Origin of the sequence: Haloarchaeobius pelagicus (genome assembly GCF_051207375.1) — an archaeon.
Taxonomy (GTDB): Archaea; Halobacteriota; Halobacteria; order Halobacteriales; family Natrialbaceae; genus Haloarchaeobius.
On sequence record NZ_JBPJZD010000001.1, the window covers coordinates 2,364,356 to 2,376,054 of the forward strand.

12 protein-coding genes and 1 pseudogene are annotated in these 11,699 nt (G+C 69.5%); 4 read left to right on the forward strand and 9 right to left on the reverse strand.

Features of this window, described 5'->3' with window-relative positions; translation table 11 throughout:
• Positions 1-70: 70 nt before the first annotated feature.
• The gene (locus ACSC1S_RS12455) at positions 71-892 is read left to right on the forward strand and encodes a hypothetical protein (RefSeq protein WP_435364561.1); all 822 of its coding nucleotides are present in this window, start codon (positions 71-73) and stop codon (positions 890-892) included.
• 6 nt (positions 893-898) lie between these two features.
• On the opposite strand, the gene ACSC1S_RS12460 is transcribed toward ACSC1S_RS12455, so the two are convergent.
• The 8 genes from ACSC1S_RS12460 to ACSC1S_RS12495 form a co-directional block, all read right to left on the reverse strand.
• Positions 899-3,013, reverse strand: coding sequence for a type B DNA-directed DNA polymerase (locus ACSC1S_RS12460; RefSeq protein ID WP_435364562.1), 2,115 nt, complete (start codon positions 3,011-3,013; stop codon positions 899-901).
• Complete coding sequence (locus ACSC1S_RS12465) at positions 3,013-3,324, reverse strand: DUF8156 family protein (protein ID WP_435364563.1); 312 nt, start codon at positions 3,322-3,324, stop codon at positions 3,013-3,015. Before ACSC1S_RS12465 ends, ACSC1S_RS12460 begins: the two co-directional genes overlap by 1 nt.
• 2 nt (positions 3,325-3,326) lie before the next feature.
• Positions 3,327-3,980 (reverse strand): P-loop NTPase family protein, encoded by a 654-nt coding sequence (locus ACSC1S_RS12470; RefSeq protein ID WP_261652152.1) that lies wholly within the window; start codon positions 3,978-3,980, stop codon positions 3,327-3,329.
• Between the two features lie 239 nt (positions 3,981-4,219).
• Entirely contained in the window at positions 4,220-4,762 is a 543-nt protein-coding gene (locus ACSC1S_RS12475; RefSeq protein WP_435364564.1) for a hypothetical protein, read from the reverse strand.
• A gap of 246 nt (positions 4,763-5,008) precedes the next feature.
• Positions 5,009-5,647 carry a hypothetical protein gene (locus ACSC1S_RS12480; protein ID WP_435364565.1) on the reverse strand — a complete coding sequence of 213 codons (639 nt, stop codon included), beginning with the start codon at positions 5,645-5,647 and terminating at the stop codon, positions 5,009-5,011.
• 250 nt (positions 5,648-5,897) lie between these two features.
• The gene (locus tag ACSC1S_RS12485; protein ID WP_435364566.1) at positions 5,898-6,644 is read right to left on the reverse strand and encodes a hypothetical protein; all 747 of its coding nucleotides are present in this window, start codon (positions 6,642-6,644) and stop codon (positions 5,898-5,900) included.
• Positions 6,645-6,833: 189 nt separating this feature from the next.
• A complete protein-coding gene (locus ACSC1S_RS12490; RefSeq protein ID WP_435364567.1) occupies positions 6,834-7,616 on the reverse strand; it encodes a hypothetical protein in 783 nt (260 codons plus the stop codon).
• A gap of 63 nt (positions 7,617-7,679) precedes the next feature.
• Positions 7,680-8,696, reverse strand: a complete 1,017-nt coding sequence (locus ACSC1S_RS12495; protein ID WP_435319187.1) for a Cdc6/Cdc18 family protein — start codon at positions 8,694-8,696, stop codon at positions 7,680-7,682.
• Between the two features lie 114 nt (positions 8,697-8,810).
• Here ACSC1S_RS12495 and ACSC1S_RS12500 point away from each other — a divergent pair, with 114 nt between their 5' ends.
• The 3 genes from ACSC1S_RS12500 (at position 8,811) to ACSC1S_RS12510 (ending at position 10,801) form a co-directional block, all read left to right on the forward strand.
• Positions 8,811-9,686, forward strand: coding sequence for a protein phosphatase 2C domain-containing protein (locus tag ACSC1S_RS12500; protein WP_435364568.1), 876 nt, complete (start codon positions 8,811-8,813; stop codon positions 9,684-9,686).
• Between the two features lie 41 nt (positions 9,687-9,727).
• Positions 9,728-10,411, forward strand: coding sequence for a DUF7504 family protein (locus tag ACSC1S_RS12505; protein ID WP_435364569.1), 684 nt, complete (start codon positions 9,728-9,730; stop codon positions 10,409-10,411).
• 111 nt (positions 10,412-10,522) lie between these two features.
• Positions 10,523-10,801: an amphi-Trp domain-containing protein gene (locus ACSC1S_RS12510; RefSeq protein ID WP_435319190.1), complete on the forward strand. Its 279-nt coding sequence runs from the start codon at positions 10,523-10,525 to the stop codon at positions 10,799-10,801.
• Here ACSC1S_RS12510 and ACSC1S_RS12515 read toward each other — a convergent pair.
• A pseudogene (locus ACSC1S_RS12515) lies at positions 10,751-11,699 on the reverse strand (hypothetical protein); the annotation flags it as partial. The gene ACSC1S_RS12510 and the pseudogene ACSC1S_RS12515 overlap by 51 nt on opposite strands.

Consider the following 11,699-nt stretch of genomic DNA (forward strand, 5'->3'; position numbering starts at 1 on the left):
TCGAACACCACAACCCGATAGCCACAGCCACACCACCCTTTACCACAACCAACCCCCAACAAACCAAGCAGTGCCCCGCGACGAACCCCACCAACTCCTCACAGACCTCGTCGCCCTCTGCTTCATCCCCCTCATACTAGCAACAATCCACTTTCTAGCCCCAACAGCCCGCCACACACTGGCCCTCAACCACAGCAACCCAACCCTCCTCACCCTCTGGTCCTCCGCCTTCGTCCACGTCAACCTCGCACACCTCCTCTCCAACCTCATCGGCTACTTCCTCGCGATCATCCCGACGTACCTGCTCTACCTGCACTGGAACCGCCGCACACTCTTCTGGCACAGTCTCGCTCTCTCGCTCCTGCTAGTCCCACCCCTCGTCAACCTCGGGAGCTTCGTCTACTTCACGTCGCAGGGAGTGGCCGGCGAAACGATCTCCAGGGGCTTCTCCGGTGTCGTCGGGGCCTTCGCCGGGATGGGCCTTGCCTCGGTCGTCGCCTTCGTCGCAGAGGTGTACGGCCTCCGGCGGGCGTACTGGCTGGCACAGGCGCTCGTCCTCGCAGCGGGCGGCGTCATCCTGGTCGGGCTGGTCGGCGGGCTCGAACCCCTGCACGCCGGGCTCGTCGCGCTGGGAATCGTCCTCTCCGTGACGGGGCTCGTCCGCCAGGAACCCGAACCACTGCGGAACCTCCGCGAGCACGCCACCACCCTGCTCGTCCTCGGGTACGCGACCGCCATGTCGCTCGTCGTGGTCTACATGCTGTTCCCCTCGGAGGTCGTCACCGACGGGGGCGTGACGAACGTGGTGGCGCACGCCGTGGGCATCGTCGTCGGGAGCGTGCTGCCCGGCATGGCCCGGATGGTCACGGGCGCGGCGGTCCTCCTCGAATAGCCACCGTCACAGGAACGCCGACAGGGCGGCGTCTCGGCGCTCGTGGAGGTAGTTCGTGATGTCGTCGCGGTCCCAGCCGAGGGGGGAGACGATACTCTCGGTGGCGCGCATCGCGAGGTCGGCGTAGTAGTCGGCGTCGTAGTCCGTGCACGCCTCGAAGTCGAGGCGGACGCGCTCGGCGTTCCGGGCAGCATCGGCCACCACGACGTAGTTGACGGGCTGGCCGGGGTGCCGGTCGACGCCGTGGCGGTCGTAGCGCTGGAGCGCCGCGACGGTGTGGGTGCGCTGGTCGTAGTCCGCGAGGCGCTTGCCGACGCGCTTGCTGATGACGAGGTCGGCGGGGTCGACCCGGCCGGCGCGGAGGTCGCAGAGCCAGACTCGGAGGCGGTCGACGACCGGCTCGGGTTCGCGGTGTTCGTCGAGCACGGCCAGCAGGTCGCGCTGGAGGTCGTCGATCCAGTCCGGGGTGGAGCGCTGGCGGGCCTCGACGCCCCGGAGCTTGTAGTCCCCGTCCTCCGACTTCCCGAAGTACTTCATCAGCGCGCCGGCCTGGGTGCCACGCCGGGGGACGAAACAGACCCAGTCGTAGGCGGCCTCGTGTTCGAGGGTGATGCCGGCCCGGTCCGAGATCTCGGCCGCGAGTTCGTCGAGGGGCGCTTGCTCGCGGCCCTCACAGGCGGTGACCCACAGCGAGTCGACGATACCGTGGACGACGCGCCAGCCGCCGGCTTCGAGGATACGCTTGGCCTCCATGAAGACGTCCCGGGCGACCGCGTTGATGGCCTCGTGGCACTCGATGCGGCCGAACTTCGCGTTGCGGTAGCCCTGGTAGCCGAAGCAGGAGACGAGCACCCACTTGATGGCCGCCGAGATGGACTCGGGTTCGCTGGTGTCCGCGTCGGTGTCGGCCGCCCTGATGCGGCGCTTCAGCTCGGCCCGGTCGTCCAGCAGGGGCTGGAGCACGTCGGGGAGGAACCCCGGTTCGTCACAGATGCTGTAGCCGAGTGTGGGCACGTCCTCGCGGTCGGCGTGGCAGGCACAGCCGACGGTCTCGGGGCTGATGTTGTGCCGGCAGATGACGTTCGGGTAGAGCGAGGCGAAGTCGAGTTCGTGGACGTCCTCGTGCAGGCCGACCTCGGGCGAGAGCGTGACCCCGCCGCGGTCCGCGGCGTGGAGCGTCCGGGCGTCCTTGAACGTCTCGGGCTCCCACTTGTTCCAGGGGACGAGCACGCCCCGGGAGAGCGCCTCGCGGGTCTGCATCGCGGTCAGCACCGTCCCGATGCTGGCCCAGCCGGTCTCCTGGATGGGCCGCCAGGAGCGCTCGACCATGTACTCCAGGCCGGCGAGGCTGGACTCGTGCCAGAGGAAGCTGTTGTTCGTCGCGACGATGGCCCGCCCGGGCACGTCGTACCGGGCCGGCGAGTGCCCGACCCGGCCGTAGCTCTCGTACGTGTTCGAACCCGCGAGCCGAGTCCAGCCGGGCCGCCGACCGAGTTCGAGGTCGACGTCGTGGTCGCTCGCGGCCTCGTACAGCAGCGGGACGAGGTCGCCGTGGCTCAACAGGAGCACGTCGGGGTCGACCCGGTCAAGCCGGCGGGCGAGCGTCCGCAGGGCCGCATCGGCATGCTCTCCCGCAGGCTCGCCCTCGACGTGGAGTGAATCCACCTCGCCGTCGGCCAGCGACTTCTCGTCGAGGCCGACCCGGAGCGACCGGAGGTCGTGGGCGGGAACGGGTGAGGTACCGGTCTCGACGCAGTACCGGAACCCCGGTGCGAGGTCGACGTTGAACAACCTGAGCGTTCCTGGGGGGTAGGACCCGCGCTCGTGGTGGTGGCGAATCTCCCGGGCGAGCGTCCGGACCTCGTCGACCCGGGCGCAGTCGATTCGCAGGACCGGTTCTGGCTCGGCGGCGTGGAGGTCGAGGTGCCACTGGTCGTGGACCATCATCGTCTCGACCACCTTCGGGTCCGCGTCGAGCGCCTCACGCAGGTCCACTCGCGCCTCGGCCGGGCCGGCGACGTAGATGGTCGGGTGGTAGTCCTCGCGTTCGACCGTCCTGACGCCGTCTTCGGTCCGGTGCCACTCCACGACCGCCTCGTCGAGGAAGTCGACCGCGAACATCAGTCCGGCACCTCCGTGGGTGTCGTCGTGCGTTCCGGTCCGTCGTCGGGTTCGCCCTCGCCTTCGGCGACCGCGAGGCGCTCACGCAACTCCCGAAGCTCGGCCTCGTGGGCGACCAGCATCGACAGCAGGGCCGCCACCTCGGGGTCGGTCGCGTTCTGGTAGCCGGCGGCGTGGGCGTGGGCGTCGGCGCGCTCGAACAACCGGTCGAAGTCTGCCTGGTGGCGTCGCCGGAGTGCGCGCCGGAACGGGCTGTACCGGTCCTCGAACGACCGCAGGCAGTCTCGGTAGGTGGGGTTCGTCCGTCCCATGGTCAGGCCCTCGCGAGCAGGTCGGCGACGGTCGGGTCGGTGTCCACGGCGATACCGGCGTCGGTGACGGCCCCGAACAGGTCGACCCAGTACGGGATGGTCGTCTGCCAGCCGCCGGGCACCGGGTACGCCGCGGTCTCGAAGTCCTCGCCCTCGTACCGGAAGCCCATCCGGGTCCGGGTGCAGTCGAGTTCCCGGTCGGCCACGGCCGCGACCTGTTCTGCGGCGTCGTCCCGGGCCGTCACGAGCACCGGGACGTCGCAGGCCCGGGCGAGGTCGGCGAGCACGGCCACCGACCCCTCCAGCAGGTCTGCGGCCTCCGCGTCGGGCACGTCGGGGTCGCGGTAGAGCGCCCCGAGGTTCGGACAGACGACCATCGCGGTCCGGCCGTCGACCCGCCGGACGAGCTCGCGAACGAGTTCGTGGTGCTGGTAGGCGGTGAACGCCCGGGCGACCTGTATCCGGTCGAGCAGCCGGTCGCTGTCGGCGAGTTCGGCCAGGACGTACGTCGCCGCGGTGTTCCGGGCGTCGACCCAGTAGGTGGTTCCAGCTTCGCCGGCGAGCGTCCGGACGACGAGCCGGTGCAGCGCGGTCGAGCGTGCGTCGGGCGTGTCGAGGAGCGTGAGCCCCGCGTCGAGCGTCGGTTGGGTGTCCATACCAGGACAGAGGAACACCTATCACAAAAGTTACAGAGTGTGCGTTCCGGAAGTTCCGGAAGTCGCCGATTCGGTCGAGAACAGCCGTTTCAATGCCTCTGAATCCGGAATAGCACCGTTCCGGAAAGGGGCCGGAAGTCGTTCCGGAAACGTTCCGGAAGTGGTCCGGATGGGTCGCTGGCGGGTGACACGGGTCCAGCCGACGGGTCGGTACGAGTCGTCCGAGCCGTCACCGAGGGTCAGGCTCGGTCGCCATCGAGCGACCTGGGCTGTGGTTGTGGCTGCGGTTGTGGCCGGGGCTGTGGTTGCGGTTGGGGCTGCGGTCGCTGGGGCTCCGGCTCGGGGCCGGAATATGGCTGGGCCGGCTGGGTCTGCTTGCTGGTACAGACGTACGCATTGTACACGTGGCTGTACTTGCACCGGTAGTTCATCCGCGCCCAGTAGCTGGTCGGATAGTTACGGCAGATGTACGCGCCCAGTTCACGGCTGTACTGGCAGTTCGGCTGTGCGGAGCCGCCGCCAGCCGTCCGGCAGATGTACGCGTTCAACTCGCGGTTGTACCGGCACTGGAGCCCCGAGGCGGTGGGGTCTACCGGGCGGCGAAGGCAGACGAACGCGCCCAGCCCACGGTTGTACTGGCAGCTGAACGTTGTGGTCCAGCTTCGCGGGGCGCTCTGCCGTGAGACAGCGCCGCCAGCGGCGTCGGCCGCGGCGATGCCACTCCCGAGCCCGAGACAGATACCCCCGATACCGATGCTCCGGACGAGGTCGCGCCTCGTCACTCCTCGGTCTGGTTCTCTCATGGTTGGTGAGGTAGAGATGGTTCCCCCTCAGAGAGACGGAGACGATTGCCGGGGATAGCCTCGCGGCGAAGTGAACGTAACCCGGCAACCACCGGGTTTCCACGTGATATGTGATTTCCGGTCGGTTAGTCACCGAGCGCAACAGCACCCAAAATCGGTTCAAGCCGGTCGCGGGGACAGCCCCGGTCGCCAGCGGTTCACGGTCCCGCAGCAGCACCGGGCAGGTCAGTACGACCCGCCCGAGTCCCCACCGAGGGGCTGTTCCTCACCGAACGGTCTGGGCCGCGGCCGTGGGCGTGGCCGTGGCCGCGGCAGGTCGTCGTCCCCGACCGGGTCAGGCCAGGGGCCAGGGCGGGGCCGGGGGCGCGGGCGTGGCCGCGGCAGGTCGTCCTCGTCGAACGGACGACCCGGGCGGAGCCGGCGGCGGCAGATGTACGCGTTGAACCGGCGGCTGTACCGGCAGCGGAACGACCGCGCCCAGTAGCCAGTGGGCCGGCGACGGCAGACGTAGGCGTCCAGCCGGCGGTTGTACCGGCAGTACCGCGGCACGAAGTCGGGCCGGTCGGGCCTGATGCGGCGGCAGACGTACGCGTTGAACCGGCGGCTGTACCGGCACCGGTAGCCGGCGAATCCGGGGTCTATCGGCCGGCGACGACAGATGTACGCGTCCAGCCGGCGGTTGTACCGGCACCCACGCAGGCCGGGACGGGGACGTCTTCGACGCCCGTCGCGGCCGTCGCGACCGTCACGCTGTGGGGAGAACGGCACGCCACCGGAGACCGTGTCCGCGGCGGCGACGCCGCTCCCGAGGCCGAGACAGATGCTCCCGACCCCGATCGTTCGGACGAGGTCGCGCCTCGTCACCCCTCGTATTGGTCCTCTCATGGTTGGTGAGGGAGGTATCTTCCCCCTCACCGAACCGGAGGCGATAGGGGAGAATAGCCTCGCGGCGAACCCGGCGTAACCCGGCAACCACCGAGTTTCCTCGCACCACGTGATTTCGCGTCGGTTAGTCACCCCAAGAAACAGCACGGCGGCCCGCCAGTGAGCCGGCCGTAGACCGAACTAGCCCGGAGCCGGCTCCGAACGCGGCCGGATGGCCCCGGGTGCTGGCTCAGTTCTCGTCGTCGTCAGCGTCGGCTCCGCGTCCCCGACGGCCGTTCCCCGGGCGTGCCCGGCGACCGCCATCGGATGGCTGGTCGTCGTCGAACGGCCAGCCCCTGCGTCCCCGGTCGCCGTCGAACGGCCAGCGGCCCCCCGGCCGCCCACCGCGCCGTCCCTCACGGCAGACGTACGCGTTGAACCGGCGACTGTACCGGCACCGGAACCGCGGGCGTCGCGGTGGCCGCCGACAGATGTACGCGTTCAGCCGGCGGTTGTACCGGCAGCCGCGGGGACTTGGTCGGCCGTCACCGTCGCGTCGACGGCAGACGTACGCGTTGAACCGGCGGCTGTACCGGCACCGGAACCGCGGGTTCCGCGGCGGGCGACGGCAGATGTACGCGTCGAAGCGTTCGTTGTACCGGCAGCCGCGTGGGCCCGGTCCCGGGCGGTCCGAGTCGTCGTCGACCCGGCGGCAGATGTACACGTTGAACCGCTGGTTGTACCGGCACCGGATGAGGCCGGTCGTTATCGGGCGTTCCCGGCAGATGTACGCGTCTATCCGCTCGTTGTACCGGCAGCCGCGCAGGCCGTACCGGGGGCCGCGGTCGTCGTCGTCCGGGCCTCGGCCCCGTCCTCGGCCGCGGCCGTCGTACTGTCGTGAGAGCGCGTCACGAGGTGCTGCGGCGGCGGTGCCGCTCGCGAGGCCGAGACAGATGCTCCCGACCCCGATCTTTCGGACGAGGTCGCGCCTCGTCACGCGTCGGTCTGGTCTTCTCATGGTGGTGAGGTGGAGATGGTTCCCCCCCTACAGAGACGGAGACGATGGACGCGAATAGGCTCGCGGCGAAGTCGACGTAACCCGGCAACCACCGAGTTTCCTCGCACCACGTGATTTCGCGCCGGTTAGTCACCGCGGGAGACAGGAATCGGAGCCGAGACCGCGCCGCTACACCGCGCCCGCCGGGACCGTCCCGGTCGCGTACAGCGTGAGGTTCCCGCCGACCCAGAGCACGACGATGAGGAGGACGAGCTGTGCGTGCGAGAGGTCGAGCCCGGCCCAGCGGAGCAGCCGGCGACGCGTCAGCGGAACCGAGACCAGTCCCGCCGCGGTCGCGAGTATCCCCGAGAGGAGGATACCCACGTTGACCTCGGCGACCGCGAGGAAGAGGACGCCCATGCCCGAGAGCAGCGCGAGGAGGCCGAACGCCCACGCGACGATGGTCGAGACGATGCCGAACACACCCCGAGACGTGCTCGATGCCGTGGGACCGTCCCAGTCGTCGGCCCAGGCGTCGGCCGCTTCGCGGACCTCTCGAATGGGCGCGAGGTCGGTGCCGCCGCAGTTCGGGCAGACGTCCTTCTGGTCGGGGTAGCGCGCCCCACACGCCTTGCAGAGGTGTTCGACCGACGGGGCCACCGACTGCTGCTGGGCGGTCGCGTTCCGGTCGCCGGATGCCGGTCCGGACCGGTCGCCAGTGTCGCCCCAGTCGTCGTCGATCCAGTGGTCGGCGTCGGTGCCCGTCGAGGCGTCGTTCCCGGTCTCAGCCCACTCGAACTCGTCCGTCGACTCGTCGGTCGTGGCCGCGTCGCTCCCCCCATCGTCCTCGTCGGCTTCGTCGCCGACGCGAACGAGGGTCTCGCCGGCACAGTACATGCAGGGCGGGTTGTACGACTCGTGGGTGCGCCCGCAACTGGCACAGCGCCATCGGTCGTCGCCAGCAGTATCCATGCCGCATAGGTGTCACCCCGTGACGACAAAGGTTCCGCCTGCGGCGACACGGACACGCCCTGCTCAGAGATTCGGCGCGGGCTCGACGACCCGGTAGGTCCGCGCCCGCCCCTCGCCCTCCTTCGCGAGCAGGTCGTACTCACAGAGCTTGTGGAGGTGTTTCCGGCGGGTCCGGCGGACGTGCGGGTCCGTCACCCGTTCCTCGTAGGCGTCGTGGAGGGCTGCCGAGGAGACCTCGCCGCGCTCGCGGACGATCTCGTACAGGACGCGCTGGTGTGCCGAGAGCTTCGAGAGGGTGCTCCGGCGCATATCGTGTTCGGCCGCCGGAATCGCGCTCGTGACGTGGTCCGCCGCCAGCGTCTCCGAGCCCTCCTCCTGGGCGGCCTGGGCGGCCGTCCGGAGGATACCGATGGCGAGCCGGGCGTCACCTGCCGCCGCGTCCGCGATGCGTTCGAGCTGGGCCGTCGCGACCGAGTCCGGTTCGAAGCCCAGGCGGACGCGGTCCGAAAGGATGGAGACGAGCTGGTCCGTCGCGTACGGGGGCATCCGGATGGACGTGCAGGTCCGGAGGCGGCTCTGCAGCCGCGGGTCGAGGTTCGCCAGGAACTCCTCTTCGTCGTTGGCGATGAGGACGACCGCCACGTCGGGTATCTGGTAGAGGTCGTACAGCACGTCGGTGTCCCGGAGCACGTCCACCTCGTCGAGGACGACGACGTAGGGCTCGCCGTGGTCGCGCAGTCGGCGAACCAGTTCGTCCGCGGGCGTCGACTGCCGGTGGATGTCGCCGACCGCGCCGAGGTTCTCCAGCAGGCGTTCGAGCACCGCGAAGCGGGTGGAGTCGCTCCAGCAGTTGACGTACTGGTGGGCCACGTCGCGGACCTCGCGGCAGAACTGCTCGACGATGTACTGGGCACAGCAGGTCTTGCCCGCGCCGGGCGGCCCGTACAGGAACGCGCTCCCCGGTCGGTCATCACCCGCGACGGGCCGCAGCGCCGTCGAGAGCTGGTTCAACTCGGCGTTGCGGTGGCGGACCTCGGACGGCACCCATTCCTCGCGAAGCACCCGTGGGTCCGTTATCATTGCCCGGTCGTTCACACCGGGGCGACGTAAGTGACACGGGGCCGGCACCGGGTCGCACCCGACCCGGACCCACCCGGCACTAGCTACTTGCCCGCGGGCCGTGAGATTTCGACCATGCGAGCAGACAGTGCGACGGCCCACGTCGATTCGGGTGTCGGCGTGAACGAGGACGTGGCGACGGTGACCGACGGCGCAGCCTGGGTGCTCGACGGCGCGACCGGCCTCGGTGGGGAGAGCCACACCCCGGGCGCGACCGACGCGACCTGGTACGTCGACCGGGTCGACTGCTACCTGCGCGAGCACGCCCACGACGACGTGCCCCTCGAAACCGTGCTGCGGGGGTGTGTCGAGAGCGTCGCCGCCGAGTTCCACGAGCTGGCTGGCGACGTGGACCCCGCGAACGAACCCTCGGCTGCGGTCGCCGTGGCGCGCTGGCGCGAGGACAGCGACGCGGTCGAGTACGCGGTCCTGGGAGACGCGAGCGTCGTGTTCCGGTTCCCCAGCGGCGACGTGGAGACGGTTCACGGGCACGGCCCGCGCGAGCACGACGCCGCGGCCGTCGCCGAACTCACCCGACTGAAGCGCGAGGAGGGCCTGCGCCACGCCGAGGCGTTCGAGGCGCTGCTTCCCCGATTGCGCGAGATCCGCGCCGCGAAGAACACGCCCGCGGGCTACTGGGTCCTGAGCCTCGACCCCGACGCGACGGACCAGACGACCACCGGGACCGTCGAAGGGGTCACCGGCGCGACCCTGTTCACCGACGGGGTCGAGCCGCTGGTCGAGTCCTACGAGGTGTTCGGCGACTGGGCGGAGGCGACCAGCTTCCTCCACGAACGCGGCCCGGCCGCGGCGGTCGAACGCCTCCGGGAGTTCGAGCGCGCCGACGCCGACTGCGAGACCCACCCGCGATTCAAACAGCACGACGACGCGGGCATCGCCCTCGTCACGTTCGCCGACGAGACGGTCGGATCTACCGATAGTGCTAAGTGAGTGAATCGTCAGTTATTGCATGAATCCTAACGGGCAGAACCGTGTCTGGCACATTATCCGATATCCTCCCGGACGACGCGTTGTCGCGTCACCGGGACTTGCTCGTCGCCGGCCCGAGTCGTGAGACCGTCTGGCCGGTCCCGAGTCACATCCTCGCCAGCGCGGTCGCCCCCGACGACGGGCTGACCGTCGTGACGACACGCACCGCCGCCCGAACGATGGTCGACCGCCTCGTCCGCGACGTCCCCACGCTCGAGCGCGACAACACGGGCGTCGTCGACTGTACCCCCACGCACGACGAGGTCCGGGTGGACCCGCGAGAGCGCTACTGGAGCGTCCCCTCCCCGGTCGACCTGACCGGCACGAGCATGGCCGTCCACGACTGCATGGAGACGCTGTGGGAGCAAGGCGTCGCGGACCGCCACATGCTGTTCGACTCGCTGTCGAACGTCCTCATGTCGACCGACTCCGAGACCGTCACGCGCTACGCCCACCAGCTCCTCCTGCTCGCGAACGCGACCAGCGCGGTGTCGGTGTTCCCCATCTACACGAACGTGACCGACGGGACCGACTTCGAGCGACTCAAGCACCTCTTCGACGGCATGGTCCGCGTCCGTCGCCGGAACGGCACCAGAGAGGTCCGCTGTGTCGGCATCGACGGCGCGGCGACGGGCTGGGTCAGACTTGGCGATTCCGAGGCCGTCTCGGGGGCCGAAGCCGATTGAACGACGAATCGAGTGCGCCGCCCATCGCCACGCTGTCTGCCGGTTTTTCCCGTCGAATCGGCGCACTGAGGGACGCTTCGTCTTATCACGGAGTCTCGCCTAGGTAATTACATGGTCGAAATCGAGACCGAAGAGCAAAAGACACGGGCGGAGATCGCCGCCTGCCTCCGCATCCTCGCCGACCAGTTCGAGCGAGACGGAGAGGTGAAAGTCCGCATCGGAGGCGAGACCGTCACCTTCGACCCGGCCGACACTGTAAACGTCAGGCTGGAGACCGAATCCGAACTGTCGCCCGAGTCCGTCCGCATGTACCGCCGCGTTGGGTTCGATATCGAGTGGTTACAGCCCTTGCCACTGCGCTCGGGCCCGGTCGACAGTCACACCGACTGACCCGTAGTCGCTGCCTCGTTTCTCCGCGTCTACCTCGCCAGTGCCGACTGCCGCCCTCTCCTCCTGGACGGCCACGACGACGACGCCCTCGTTCTCGTACACGATGGTGTAGCGGTCGCTCTCGGCCAGTGAGTCACGCATCGTGGGGGACTGCTGGTGGTGCATGCCCCGAACGGTGTACTCGTCTTTCGGCACGTAGACGTACTCGGGTGACTGCGAGCCCGATTCGAGGAACCGGGTGAGGCAGGCGGCATCGTCACAGGTCGAGCTGTCCCGGTAGGTGTTCAGCTGGTGTTCGTACCTGGCTGGCGTGGTCCACTCGACGCCCCAGGGACCGAGGAGGATGCTGCGACCGGTCTGCTGGGGGAACCACTCCGCGGCGTCGCCCAGTACGACGAAGTCGGCCGACGGGGCCGTGTTCGCCTCGGCCCACTGCATCGCCTCGACGTCGTGCGAGTCGACGAAGGCGGGCTGTGACGGGTCGCCGTGGTGGCTGTCGACCATCCCGCCCGCGTAGGCGACGCCCACGCCGACCGCCGAGAGCGACAGCAGCGCAACGGTCAGGACCGACGCGGTCCGTCGCCAGCCGGGGGCGGTCCCCGCGTCGAAGCGGGCCACGAGCGCGGGGACGACCGCGAAGACGAACTGGGCGACGAGGATGCCGCCTGCGAGGAACTGGAACCGGGTCTTGCCGAGGACCCACGCCGAGACGAACAGCCACACGGGCACGAGGAACCGGCGCTTCCAGAGGGCGTAGAGCCCTGCCGCGTACGTGACGACGAAGGCGGGCTGTGACGGGTCGCCGTGGTGGCTGTCGACCATCCCGCCCGCGTAGGCGACGCCCACGCCGACCGCCGAGAGCGACAGCAGCGCAACGGTCAGGACCGACGCGGTCCGT

Coding starts and splice junctions, on each gene's coding strand:
- ACSC1S_RS12460 (WP_435364562.1), bottom strand. CDS start 3,013: ATGTTCGCGGTCGACTTCCTCGACGAGGCGGTCGTGGAGTGGCACCGG.
- ACSC1S_RS12465 (WP_435364563.1), bottom strand. CDS start 3,324: ATGGGACGGACGAACCCCACCTACCGAGACTGCCTGCGGTCGTTCGAG.
- ACSC1S_RS12470 (WP_261652152.1), bottom strand. CDS start 3,980: ATGGACACCCAACCGACGCTCGACGCGGGGCTCACGCTCCTCGACACG.
- ACSC1S_RS12490 (WP_435364567.1), bottom strand. CDS start 7,616: ATGGATACTGCTGGCGACGACCGATGGCGCTGTGCCAGTTGCGGGCGC.
- ACSC1S_RS12495 (WP_435319187.1), bottom strand. CDS start 8,696: ATGATAACGGACCCACGGGTGCTTCGCGAGGAATGGGTGCCGTCCGAG.
- ACSC1S_RS12500 (WP_435364568.1), top strand. CDS start 8,811: ATGCGAGCAGACAGTGCGACGGCCCACGTCGATTCGGGTGTCGGCGTG.
- ACSC1S_RS12510 (WP_435319190.1), top strand. CDS start 10,523: ATGGTCGAAATCGAGACCGAAGAGCAAAAGACACGGGCGGAGATCGCC.